The 13,689-nt window shown below is 35.1% G+C and carries 9 protein-coding genes; 6 read left to right on the forward strand and 3 right to left on the reverse strand.

Going from position 1 to position 13,689, the window contains the following annotated elements; all coding sequences use genetic code 11:
• Positions 1-159 precede the first annotated feature (159 nt).
• The 3 genes from OZP12_RS16220 to OZP12_RS16230 all read right to left on the reverse strand — a co-directional run bounded on the left by OZP12_RS16220 (position 160) and on the right by OZP12_RS16230 (position 3,757).
• The gene (locus tag OZP12_RS16220; RefSeq protein WP_281226081.1) at positions 160-1,239 is read right to left on the reverse strand and encodes a chorismate-binding protein; all 1,080 of its coding nucleotides are present in this window, start codon (positions 1,237-1,239) and stop codon (positions 160-162) included.
• On the reverse strand, positions 1,232-3,262 hold the full coding sequence (locus tag OZP12_RS16225) for a M48 family metalloprotease (RefSeq protein ID WP_281226082.1): 2,031 nt from the start codon (positions 3,260-3,262) through the stop codon (positions 1,232-1,234). Before OZP12_RS16225 ends, OZP12_RS16220 begins: the two co-directional genes overlap by 8 nt.
• Positions 3,263-3,328: 66 nt before the next feature.
• The gene (locus tag OZP12_RS16230; protein ID WP_281226083.1) at positions 3,329-3,757 is read right to left on the reverse strand and encodes a PaaI family thioesterase; all 429 of its coding nucleotides are present in this window, start codon (positions 3,755-3,757) and stop codon (positions 3,329-3,331) included.
• A 136-nt stretch (positions 3,758-3,893) separates the two neighbouring features.
• Between OZP12_RS16230 and OZP12_RS16235 the strand changes: the two genes are divergently transcribed.
• The 6 genes from OZP12_RS16235 (at position 3,894) to OZP12_RS16260 (ending at position 13,629) form a co-directional block, all read left to right on the forward strand.
• Entirely contained in the window at positions 3,894-5,405 is a 1,512-nt protein-coding gene (locus OZP12_RS16235) for a hypothetical protein (protein WP_281226084.1), read from the forward strand.
• A gap of 176 nt (positions 5,406-5,581) precedes the next feature.
• A complete protein-coding gene (gene purL, locus OZP12_RS16240) occupies positions 5,582-9,274 on the forward strand; it encodes a phosphoribosylformylglycinamidine synthase (protein WP_432419511.1) in 3,693 nt (1,230 codons plus the stop codon).
• 101 nt (positions 9,275-9,375) lie between these two features.
• Positions 9,376-10,269 (forward strand): hypothetical protein, encoded by an 894-nt coding sequence (locus OZP12_RS16245; RefSeq protein ID WP_281226085.1) that lies wholly within the window; start codon positions 9,376-9,378, stop codon positions 10,267-10,269.
• A 108-nt stretch (positions 10,270-10,377) separates the two neighbouring features.
• The gene (locus OZP12_RS16250; RefSeq protein WP_281226086.1) at positions 10,378-10,821 is read left to right on the forward strand and encodes a hypothetical protein; all 444 of its coding nucleotides are present in this window, start codon (positions 10,378-10,380) and stop codon (positions 10,819-10,821) included.
• Positions 10,822-11,006: 185 nt separating this feature from the next.
• Positions 11,007-12,788: an AMP-dependent synthetase/ligase gene (locus tag OZP12_RS16255; RefSeq protein WP_281226087.1), complete on the forward strand. Its 1,782-nt coding sequence runs from the start codon at positions 11,007-11,009 to the stop codon at positions 12,786-12,788.
• 382 nt (positions 12,789-13,170) lie between these two features.
• On the forward strand, positions 13,171-13,629 hold the full coding sequence (locus OZP12_RS16260; RefSeq protein ID WP_281226088.1) for a MarR family winged helix-turn-helix transcriptional regulator: 459 nt from the start codon (positions 13,171-13,173) through the stop codon (positions 13,627-13,629).
• The last annotated feature ends 60 nt before the right edge of the window (positions 13,630-13,689 follow it).

Here is a 13,689-nt window from a genome sequence, read left to right on the forward strand (position 1 = left end):
ATCTGTTTAAGGTTGTTTAATATTTGTTTAAAATGGTTTAAGGCTGTTTAATCTTGGTTTATAAAGTCAATTTTAAACTTTTAAACTTTTAAACTTTTAAACTTTTAAACTTTTAAACTTTTAAACTTTTAAACTTTTAAACTTTTAAACTTTTAAACTTTATATTAAAACTTTCTTCATTGTCATCGACTTGTTCACGCTTTCCTCCCACTCTTTTTCGGGGATACTGTCCTTCGTGATTCCGCAGCCCATGAACAGATTAGCCTTTGCGGTTTTGTGATCAAAATCGGCTTCAATTTCCATACAACGCAAATTGACAAATAGACTTGAACTCACCGAATCGACTGCAAAACTCGTATTCAATTCCCCCAAAAATCCGGTATAGAAAGTCCTATCGTAATTTTCATTTTCCAAAATAAAAGCTTTCGAAGCTTCTTTCGGCAATCCACAGACGGCCGGCGTTGGATGCAGTAAGCTTACGACTTGCTTCAAACTGAAACCTGCGTTTAAAACTCCCCAAATATCGGTTTTCAAATGCCAGATACTACCAGCTTTAAGGCTATAGGGTTTGGTAACTGAAACCTCCAAAGTGGCCTCTTTCAATTGATCGACAATATAATCCGTTACAAATTGCTGTTCTTCTTTTTCTTTCTCCCCCCAAATAATTTCTTCCGAACCGTTATCTTTTTGGGTTCCAGCCAAAGCCATTGTTTCAAATACATTTACATTGGCTTTTACCAATTGCTCCGGTGTTGCCCCCATCCAAAGCCCAATTTTAGGATGAAAAAAACAGTACGAAAAAGCAGCAGGATACAATTGAACCAATTTCTCAAAAGTTGCAACCAAATCAAAATTTTCCAGTTCGATCACTTCTTTTCGGGAAAGAACGACTTTCTTAAATTCCTGATTTTCTATAGCATGAATCCCCTTAGCAACTATCCTTTCATAGTCTGCTTTACCCACTGCTGTTGGAAATTCTCTGTTGCTTTCGGTAATCATTACAGGCTCGTTTTCTCGAATCACAGCAAAAATATCCGATTCATTTTCGGGAATTAAATGAACACTGTTTCCATCAAAAGAAGCAAATACAAATCCTTTTTCGGAAAAATCAACCACATTAAACAAAGCATCATTCTGCTGAAACATCCCGATTATAGTATCCGAATTGGGTTTGCAATACAAAACAAAAGGCAGGTTTTGCTCTTGTTGCATTTTTATTTTTGAAAAAAATTTATTCATGTTTTTGTAAAAGTTGGACCTGATAATCTAAAAGTTCTTTTTTTGCTTCAAAAAATGTTTTCGATAAAATAGCTTCGTAGTCGGCAATTGATCGATTGAACAAAGCCAGCTCACTTTCGATATATTGATTTACATTAAAATAGACCCATTCTTCGGATAAATATTTATTAAATGCTTCCCGAATCTCAGTAGTTATCGATTTTCTATAAATATTGCTATCTAAAATATTCGCAATCTGCTTTCTTAATTTAGCTTCTTCTTTTTTTAATAAAACCATATTTCTTTTAATTTCATCAAAAGAACATGTTCGATACATAAAATGAGAAGCATTGATCACATTAGCATAAAATTCAAATTTCTCATCATAGTCTTTATCGAGTTCAAAAAAAATATCATAATATTTTTTAAGTTCTTCTCTTTTATTATGCTTGTTAGCTAATCCAAAAAAATAAGAACAAATTTCAATATCATTTTCTAATATTTTTTGTTTGATTGCCTTTAAATCTATCTCCAATTTATCAATTAATTCACTACAATTTTTAGTTGAGATTTGGTGCCCGTCATAATTAAATGATTTAACTCTATAATCCCCGGATAAAATCTGCTTTAAGATATTGATATCACTAACCAAAGAATTAGCGTTGTAAACCAAATCGATTGCAGCATTGCTAAATAATTCATTTACCTCTTTTTTCATTGCCTTACCAGTTGATTCGGTAGTTCTTAAATCAAAAGCATCAAAATCAGGATTTTTATTATCATAATAATGATTGTAAATTTCATTAAAGGATCCCGATAAAAATTCATCTTTAAATTCTTCGAAAAACTTCTCGTTTTCATTATAAACTACACTACCCGAATATGAAACTGCAGAAAATAATTTATTAGTAAACTTACATTGCAGATCAATCCTATTATTCAATAAGCAAGTTGCCAATATCTTATTTTCCTCGGATTTTTCAATATTCAGTTTTTGCAGTTCGGCAATTCTATCTTCGATACTTGGATGTGTATCCCATTTATTTTCGATAGTAAGTTTTGATTTATTATATCTATTTATAAAATCAGTAGTTAATAAAGGTAGATTATTATGAACCTCTAAATTGCTTTTGCCAGCAATAAAATTCATCACTAAGGTCTGTTGTTCATAAACATTTTTTGTCGCAATTGATTCAGAAATTTTGTTGCTATAATAATCCAGCACTTTACTGAAAGAATGACTTGCCAAATCAAGACGTAGCAAAGAAGTTATTAAAGGCTCAGAACCCGTCACACTGGCAGCAACAGCATCGGCATGAAATTCCATTTGCCTTGATAATGCATAATAATTTAAGTTCACAACCTGATAGACCTGCCTTAAAACCCATTGAATTCCTTGCACTATATTTATAGCAATTCCAGTAAAAAAAGCAAAATACCCGTTTACGCTTCCCCAGCTTTGTGCAATTGAATTGTACGAGTCATTATTATAAAGCATATCATGAAGAATTCTGTTCACATTGTAAACATAACTTCCCACCTTCATACTTCGCTGTGAGAAATGCCCAAATTCATGAGCTAAAATAGCTTTAAGCTCTAACTCTGAAACGGAATTTATTAGCCCAACCCCAATTTGAAGATTTTTCTTGATTGGTAAAAACATGCTCCAAAAATTAGAATCATAAAACACTGAAGCATTAACATCTGAAGACAAATAAACTTTTTTAGGAAAATTTGTTTTTACCGAACCTACAATTTCCTCTATGAATTCAAACAACATAGGTTCTTCTTCTCTTGTAATTTCAACCAAATGCGACCTATCAATGACATTTTTTTCAAAGATAAACTTGAACAGAAAAATCAAAATTAAGATCCCCATACATATCAATCCCGCCCCAATCATAAGAGTTACAAACATTGGCTTTGCAATAATAATCTTAAACCCTGCATAACCAGCCAGAATTGTGAGAGCAATTCCTGAAGCAATCAATGCAAGATAAACAACAAAAAAGAAAAGAATTGAAAGAATCGCCTTGATGGTCATCTTTTTAAAAACTGCAGAAATCTGGGGTGTATTTTTTTGCATCATCAAGTGTTACATGTATTTCTATTAACTTTTATTTCTATCTAAAACCATATTCGTCAATTTGCAAAGCGAAATCAAATTCCCTTCTTCATCGGTAATTTTAATTTCCCAAAGATGCAAACTTCTACCTTTATGGATAATTCGGGCAGTACCAAAAACAAAGCCTTCGCGAATGCTTTTTAAGTGATTCGCTGAAATTTCGATGCCCCTTACTTCTTGTTTTTTGTCATTAATAAAAAAATGCGAAGCGGCACTCCCTACACTTTCCGCCAACGCCACCGAAGCTCCGCCATGCAACAATCCCATTGGCTGATGCACTGATGGATTAACGGGCATTTTGGCAACAAGAAAGCCTTCTCCTGCATCTATAAATTCGATATTCAAAGTTTCCATCAACGTGTTTTTGGAAAACTGTTTGCAATATTCGAGTATTTTATCTTTGTCTATTGTCATATTTCTATTTTAAAGATTGTAAAAATACGCTAAATTGACAATTCAAAAAAGAAATAAATAGAAACCTAAAAAGTAAAAAGTCAGCTATAAGCCATAAAACTATTTTATTACTATTTTTACAAAAATTTAAATCGAAATGCAACGCATCGCCTTACTGTTTTTAATCGGAATGACGCTTTTGTTTTGCTCTTGTCGGAGCGATTTTGAGACCGTTGCAAGTACAGGTAATTTGGCGTTTTCAAACGATACTGTTTATTTGGACACGGTTTTTACCAATTTGAGTTCGAGCACTTATGCACTAAAAGTGTATAACCATTCCAAAAATGACATCAATATTCCCATTATAAAATTTACCAAAGGCTTAAATTCAAAATACCGAATGAGCGTTGATGGCTCTCAGGGAAATCAAGGAAAAATATTCGAAAATGTTACGCTTCTAGCAAAAGACAGTTTGTACATTTTCATTGAAACAACTGTAAAAAGCGATAGTTCAACCCCAGCCGAATTTCTTTATACTGACCAAATTGAATTTGACAGCGGAACAAATCTCCAAAAAGTGGAATTGGTAACTTTGGTGCAGGATGCCATTTTATTATATCCCAAACGCAATGGTGACGGAACCATGGAAACCCTCCCAATTGATGGTAAAAAAATAAGCGGCTTTTATCTGGACAAAAATGATCCCATTCACGGAAACGAACTTATTTTCACTAATAAAAAAGCCTATGTGATTTACGGATATGCGGCAGTACCAGATGGAGAAACTGTAGTTTTTGATCCGGGAGCAAGAGTTTATTTTCATGCTGATTCTGGGCTAATTGTACCAAAAAATGCTTCGATACAAATTAACGGGGCCAAATCAACTACAGATAAATTAGAAAATGAAGTGATTTTCAGTGGCGACCGCCAACAACCTGATTTTAATTATACTCCCGGACAATGGGGAACTATTTGGTTGCAAAACGGAAGCATTAACAACTCTATTCAAAACCTGACGCTTAAAAACGCCACTGTTGGTTTATTGCTTGAAGGTAATACCGGCAAAAAACTTACGATAAAAAATACTCAAATTTACAATTGCACTCACTACGGAATTCAAGCGAAAAATGCTTTTATCGAAGGAGAAAATATTGTGATCAATTACACAGGACAATCCAGTCTAGCCTGTACTTATGGTGGTAATTACAAGTTTACGCATTGCACTTTCAACAACAATTGGTCAAGCCCTGAACAAACAGCGGTTTACCTCAGTAATTATGCTGATGATGCAACTCCCGCAACCAAAGATCTTACAGGAGCGACTTTCAATAATTGCATCATTTATGGGGCGTATTCCAACGAAATGATTTTGGATAAAAAAACAGGTGCCGCTTTTGTGTATCAATTCAACAATTGCCTGATTAAGTCCAATAAAAATAATAGTCCAGATTATAATTTCGACAATGACCCTACACATTACAATGCCATAATCCTGAACAAAGACCCAAAATTCTATAATTCCAATATCAACAATTTCAATATCGATAATACTTCTGCCGCTTTCGCAAAAGGGAATTCGGCATATTTAATTCCTCTTGATATTCTTGGAATCACGAGAACTTTACCAGCAGATCTGGGGGCTTATCAAAGTAAACCGTTCCCGAAGTAAGATTTTAATTAACCACAAATTCGCAAATTTTTTATGAATTCTAAATGAATATAATTTGCGAATTTGCGGTCTTTATTTTCAATTCCAATATTTGTCAAATAGTTTGCTTTTCACATTTGCTCGTACTATTTATTTAAACTAAATTTGCATCGTTAAAAAAACAAACTACACAACCAATGATCCATTTCTTTGAAAACCAAAGCAAAACTGTTTTTGCAGTACAAACGCAAAACGAAATTTCAGCTCAAGACATTTCAAAACTCAACTGGCTTTTTGCCGACTCTAATAAAGTAGAAAAATCCGTTTTGTCGGATTTTTTTGTTGGCCCTCGTGCCACTATGATTACACCTTGGAGTACAAATGCCGTGGAAATCACCCAAAACATGGGGATTTCCGGAATCATCCGTATTGAAGAATTTCAGAAAGTAGCAGCCGATTTCAATGATTTCGACCCAATGCTTTCGCAAAAATATACTGAATTGAATCAAGATATTTTCACGATTCATATTCAACCTGAAGCTATTTTGGAAATTGAAAATATAGCTGCTTACAACCAATCTGAAGGTTTGTCATTAAGCCCTGAAGAAGTAGAATATTTGGATAATTTATCAACCAAATTAGGTAGAAAATTAACCGATTCTGAGATTTTCGCTTTCTCTCAAGCCAATTCAGAACACTGTCGTCACAAGATTTTCAACGGAACTTTTGTTATCGACGGAGTTGAAAAAGAAACTTCTCTTTTCAAATTAATCAAAAAAACATCTCAGGAAAACCCTAATGATATTGTTTCGGCTTACAAAGATAACGTGGCTTTTGTAAAAGGACCAAGAGTACAGCAATTTGCTCCAAAAACGGCCGACAAACCTGATTTTTACGAAATAAAAGAATTTGATTCTGTTATCTCCTTAAAAGCAGAAACACACAACTTCCCAACAACTGTAGAACCTTTTAACGGAGCTGCAACAGGTTCGGGAGGAGAAATTCGTGACCGTTTAGCTGGAGGACAAGGTTCATTGCCAATGGCGGGAACTGCAGTTTATATGACTTCGTATTCTCGTTTGGAACAAGACAGACCTTGGGAAAATGCTGTAACCGAAAGAAAATGGTTGTACCAGACTCCAATGGACATCTTGATTAAAGCTTCAAACGGAGCTTCAGATTTTGGAAATAAATTTGGGCAACCGCTTATTACCGGTTCGGTTTTGACTTTCGAACACGAAGAAACCACCCCTAACCCCTCCAAAGGAGGGGAATTAAAAACCCGTAAAATTGGTTACGACAAAGTAATCATGCAAGCGGGTGGAATTGGTTACGGAAAACTAGACCAAGCCATCAAACACAAACCGCAGGAAGGCGACAAAATCGTTATCCTTGGTGGTGAAAACTACAGAATTGGGATGGGGGGAGCTGCGGTCTCCTCAGCAGATACAGGAGCTTTTGGCTCGGGAATCGAATTAAACGCTATTCAGCGTTCTAACCCTGAAATGCAAAAACGTGCCGCTAACGCCATTCGTGGTTTGGTGGAAAGCGACAACAACCCAATTGTTTCTATTCACGATCACGGAGCTGGTGGACACTTGAACTGTCTTTCGGAATTGGTGGAAGAAACAGGAGGATTGATCGATTTGGATAAATTGCCTGTTGGTGACCCTACCCTTTCGGCGAAAGAAATCATTGGTAACGAATCTCAGGAAAGAATGGGATTGGTTATTGGCAAAAAAGACATCGACACTTTACAAAGAATTGCCGAAAGAGAGCGTTCTCCAATGTATCAGGTTGGTGACGTTACAGGCGACCATCGTTTTACTTTCGAGTCTAAAACTACAGGTGTAAAACCAATGGATTACGCTTTGGAAGATTTCTTTGGAAGTTCACCAAAAACAGTAATGACGGACAATTCCATTGATTACAACTATGCCGGATTGGATTATAACGTAAAAAATATAGCAACATACTTAGAGCAAGTTTTACAATTAGAAGCCGTTGCTTCCAAAGACTGGTTAACCAACAAAGTTGACCGTTGCGTTGGAGGAAAAGTGGCAAAACAACAATGTGCAGGACCATTGCAATTACCATTAAACAATTGTGGTGTAATGGCTTTGGATTACCAAGGAAAAGAAGGAATTGCAACTTCTATCGGACACGCTCCTATCTCTGCTTTGATTGACCCTGTTGCGGGAAGTAGAAACGCTGTTGCCGAATCATTGTCCAACATTGTTTGGGCTCCAATCAAAGATGGATTGAAAGGAATTTCACTTTCGGCAAACTGGATGTGGGCTTGTAAAAACGAAGGTGAAGACGCTCGTTTATACGATGCAGTACAAGGATGCTCGGATTTTGCAATCGAATTGGGAATCAACATTCCAACAGGAAAAGATTCGCTTTCGATGAAACAAAAATATCCAAATGACGAAGTAATTGCGCCTGGAACGGTAATTATTTCGGCTGCCGGAAACTGTACAGATATCAGAAAAGTAGTTGAACCTGTTTTACAAAAAGACGGAGGTTCTATTTACTATATCAATTTGTCGCAAGACGAATTCAAATTAGGAGGTTCTTCTTTTGCACAAACATTGAACGCTATCGGAAACGATACACCTACAATCAAAGATTCGGCATTTTTCAAAAATGCATTCAATACGCTTCAAGAATTGATTTTAGACAATCAAATCTTGGCCGGACACGATATTGGAAGTGGTGGTTTAATTACTACTTTATTGGAAATGTGTTTTGCTGACATTAATTTAGGAGCGAAAATTGATTTCTCTGTTTTTGAAGAAAAAGACATCATCAAATATCTTTTCTCTGAAAACATCGCTGTTGTTTTCCAAGCGAATTCAGATGAAGCGGTTGAAGCTAAATTGAAAGCCAACAACGTAGAATTCTTCAAACTTGGAAATGCTACTTCCGAAGCTACTTTAGACTTTGGTCCTTGCAAATTGGACATTACTAAGTACAGAGATATTTGGTTTAAAACGTCATTCTTGTTAGACCAAAAACAATCTAAAAACGGAACTGCCCAAGCTCGTTTTGACAATTATAAAAATCAACCTTTAAACTATACTTTTCCAAGTCATTTTACAGGAAAAAAACCTGAAATCGACGGTTCTAAAGCAAGGCCAAAAGCAGCTATCATCCGCGAAAAAGGAAGTAACTCCGAGCGTGAAATGGCAAATGCTATGTACTTGGCTGGATTTGACGTAAAAGATGTTCACATGACCGATTTGATTTCAGGACGTGAAACCCTTGAAGATATTCAATTCATCGGAGCGGTTGGTGGATTCTCCAATTCGGATGTTTTAGGTTCTGCCAAAGGTTGGGCTGGAGCTTTCAAATACAATGAAAAAGCAAATACGGCTTTGAAAAACTTCTTCAAAAGAGAAGACACTTTATCTGTCGGAATCTGTAACGGTTGCCAATTGTTCATGGAATTGGAAGTTATCAATCCTGAGCATGAAATTCACGGAAAAATGCTTCATAACGAAAGCCACAAGCACGAAAGTATCTTTACTTCGGTAAAAATTCAGGAAAACAAATCGGTAATGTTATCGACTTTGGCCGGAAGCACTCTTGGAGTTTGGGTTTCGCACGGTGAAGGAAAATTCAATTTGCCATACGCCGAAGACCAATACAACATTGTTGCAAAATATGGTTACGAAGGATACCCTGCCAACCCAAACGGATCGGCTTTCAACACCGCAATGCTATGTGACAAAACAGGTCGTCACTTGGTAATGATGCCACACATTGAGCGTTCTACTTTCCAATGGAACTGGGCAAATTATCCAAAAAACAGAAATGACGAAGTTACTCCTTGGTTAGAAGCTTTTGTAAATGCTAAAAAATGGATTGACAACACAAACAAATAAAAATTCCCAAAGTTTTTATTTCCACATATACCCGTCTCTTGTTATTTTAGAGACGGGTTTTTTATGAGTTTTTGCCCTTAACTATAACTAACCTACCCCAAATGACCATTAAGAAAAAAAATCTTTTTATTGTAAGCCTGCTGTTTTTAATAAATCCTCTGTTTGCACAAATTTCAGATGAATGCCAAAAAACAAATCCTGTCTTGGAATTATTTGGTTCCAATTCAAAAACCTTAAACCTGAAAGGAAATGTAGCCCAAATGCATGAGCAGCAATTTTCAATAAACGCAAAAGGTGACAAAACGGAAAATGAACTAATCAATACTTTTTATAAGTTTTCTACCGAAGGTGCAACCAAAGAATTTGAGCAAAATTATAAGTATCTGAAATCAGAAAAACACTTTTTCAGCTACACCAACAAAGGTTATATTTCACATGTCGATATTGAAACTCTCAATTTAGCCAAAAAGAAAGACACATTAAATACTATTCTCGATTCCACTGCTGTTAATGAACCTCTGGAGCCTTCTTTTTCGACAGTTGACTGCAAATACGTCCAAAAGAAAAACATTTTGTACAAAGGAGAAGAATCCATCGAAGGCTCGTCACCAAAAAAAACTACCCGAAAGGAATCCTTTTACCATTTCAATGATTATGACCAAATAATCCTAATTAATCACCAATCGGACAGTATTTCGACAAAATACATATACGATGCGAATGGTTTGGTAAAAGAAACCCAAACCTTCAAATCGGATGTTTTATCCCATAAAAACATTTACAAATACGACCACGACAATAACCTAATTAAAATAACCACAATTAATTCGGACAACACTACAAAATACCCAAACAAAGAAATCGCTATAACCTATAAATTTGACCCTAAAGGAAATATCATCGAGAAAAAAATGATGGCTTATCTTTATTCTCCAAAAGGGATTAAAGAATTTATTGAAGGTTTTCTGAATGTTTACAATTATGTCTATTTGTAAGTTTCAAATCCCGATTTGCGTTAATATATTATCTCAAAAGAATAAAAAGATAATCTGATATAAAAGGCAACGCCCCTTGCTCTTTAAATTTTAAACTAACCTACGCTCATGAAAAAATTTTCATTACTGCTTGCTGCACTTATGTTAAGTGCAGCAAATTCTTTTGCCCAAATTAAAATCACGAAAATAAAAGCTAAAGACAAAAACCATTATTTGGCAAATGTTATTGGGTATCCTATTACCGGCGTTTACAACTATATAAACCAAATAGAGCCTACAACTGTCCTCAATCCAGATGGTACTGGAATTATGCAAAATGAAGATCTTGTCAAAGAAAATATTATTTGGGGAATCGAGTGTTCTCAATCAGGAGTTCCTATTTTCAAGGAAGGATTCAATAGTGCTTCTTATTCTTTTTGGTACAAAAAAAGCGATACAGCCAAATCCAAATCGGATGATGAAAACGATTGGACATTGCAATCCTTCTCTATTCATTATGACAAAAAGAAGATATTCATTTCTGGAGAACGAGTAAAAGAATATGTGGAATAAAATTTTGTAAAAAAACGATCCAAGACACACTTTTGGCCACCAAAACCCTTTGATTTAAAACCATTTAAGAAAACGATTTCGTTAATTACCAATTCCACAATCAGGTCGCCTTTAATTAATCTTTGGAAAATAAAATTTATTATCATTTTTTATTTAATTTGCGATAAAATTTAATCATCATTACAATGATAACGATTACCCGTTTATTTGATTTTCCATACTATCAGCTTGAAAATTACAACAAATCAGATGCTTTGGTAACAAAGCAAAATGATGTTTGGGTGAAAACCTCAACTCAGGAATATCTCGACAAAGCCAATACCATTTCTAGGGCATTGCTGCGAATGGGCATTCAAAAAGACGATAAAATTGCTATCATTTCAAGCAATAACAGAACGGAGTGGAATATCATGGATATTGGTATTTTACAAACTGGTGCCCAAAACGTTCCGATCTATCCAACTATTTCACATGAAGATTACGAATACATTCTAAATCACTCTGAATCCATTTATGTTTTTGTTTCAGATATTGAGGTGTTGGAGAAAGTTAATTGCATAAAAGCCAATGTTCCTTCCCTGAAAGATGTTTTTTCGTTCAATGAAATAGAAGGTTGTAAAAACTGGACTGAATTGTTGAAACTGGGCGAAGACAAAAGCAATCAAGATACTGTTGAAGAAAGAAAAAACAGCGTAAAAACAGACGATCTGGCCACCATCATTTACACATCGGGGACTACAGGACGACCAAAAGGTGTTATGTTATCGCATCAAAATGTGGTTTCAAATGTACTTAACAGTGCGCCAAGAATCCCTTTTGAAGCAGGAAAAAGCGTCGCATTGAGCTTCCTTCCTATCTGTCATATTTTCGAAAGAATGATTTTGTATTTGTACCAATATTATGGCGTTTCGGTATATTTTGGCGAATCAATAGACAAAATCAGCGCTAACATAAAGGAGGTAAAACCAACCGTTATCACTGCCGTTCCAAGGCTTTTGGAGAAAGTATATGACAGTATTTTTGCAAAAGGAAGCGAATTGAAAGGAATCAAAAAAATGCTTTTCTTTTGGGCCATCAATTTAGGGCTGCGTTATGAACCTTATGGAGCCAATGGATTTTGGTATGAATTCCAATTGAAAATTGCCCGAAAATTAATTTTCAGCAAATGGAAAGAAGGTTTGGGAGGTAATCTTGAGCTGATGGTTTCGGGAAGTGCCGCTTTACAAAAAAGATTGGCACGTATTTTTGCAGCCGCCAATATTCCGGTTGTAGAAGGTTACGGATTGACCGAAACCTCGCCTGTTATCTCCGTAAACGATATGAGAAACAGAGGCTTCAAAGTAGGAACCGTTGGAAAAGTAATTGACAATGTGGAAGTAAAAATCGCCGAAGATGGTGAAATACTTTGCAAAGGTCCTAATGTTATGATGGGCTACTACAAAGATCCTGAAAAAACAGCAGAAGCTATCATTAATGGCTATTTCCACACGGGAGATATTGGTAATATTGACGAAAACGGCTTTTTATCCATTACCGACCGCAAAAAAGAAATGTTCAAAACCTCGGGAGGAAAATACATTGCCCCGCAAATCATCGAAAATACCATGAAACAATCCCGCTTTATCGAGCAGATCATGGTGATTGGTGATGGTGAAAAAATGCCGGGAGCATTTATTCAGCCGAGTTTTGATTTTGTGAAAGAATGGGCAAAATTGCATTCCATTCAATTGGGATCGACCAACAAAGAGATTATTTCCAATCCGAAAGTAATCGAAAGAATCCAACAAGAGGTAGATACTTTGAACGAAAAATTCGGGAATTGGGAACAAATAAAACGTTTCGAATTAACACCGGATGTTTGGTCAATAAATGGCGGTCACCTTACCCCAACCCTAAAACTAAGACGAAAAATTATATTGGAGATTTACAAAGATCTTTATGAAAAGATTTATGGACATTCGCTGTAAAGTTTTGTCTTAATTAAAAAACAAAGTCCCGATAGGTTTTTCTGTCGGGACTTTGTTTTATATTAAACCTGTCTAGTCATTAAATCAAAGAACTTCTATATGTTTTTGATTTTGTTGCTACAAATTAAAATTCAATTCTATAAACCATATTGGAAATAACTGGATTTTATATCCTTCAAATCAATATTTCTGTTTTTTTATTCAAAACTCAAAAAATGCCATTTTTATTAAAATAAAAAAAATAATACGCATGCATAATATTGGCCAAACTCCTTATTCTAAAGGAGTTTTTTGTCTATATTTATAAAAAATTAAAAAAAATAAATTTTTATTATGCATGCATAATATTTTTTTCTTTATTTTTGAAAACGATATAGTAAGTATGAAAGACAAAACAATAGATTATATCCTAAGAGCAACTTGGCAGGCTGTATCAAGAATGTACAACGAAGAAGCCAATAAATACGATGCCACAATGGCAACGGGATTTGCCTTATTGAGTATTGACCGAGAAGAAGGAACTCCTTCAACGGCATTGGGACCAAGAATGGGAATGGAAGCTACGAGCTTAACGAGAACCTTAAAATCGATGGAGGAAAAAGGCTTAATTGTCAGAAAAAAAAATCCGGAAGATGGTAGAGGTGTTCTGATTTACCTGACTGATTTTGGAAAAGAAAAAAGAGAACTTTCCAAAAATACGGTTTTGAAATTTAATGAATCGGTTAGAAAGAATATTTCAGAAGAAAAAATAAACCATTTCATTGAAGTTGCCGAAGTAATCAACGAACTGATTCTGAATAAAAACATTTTCAATGATGATGATGACAATAATGAAGATTAATAGGATTCCATAGAATTAAAAATTAATTAAGAACGGCTATAGCACATTTGATCTCAGACA

This window comes from Flavobacterium aquiphilum, assembly GCF_027111335.1.
In the GTDB taxonomy this organism is placed as follows: Bacteria; Bacteroidota; Bacteroidia; order Flavobacteriales; family Flavobacteriaceae; genus Flavobacterium; species Flavobacterium aquiphilum.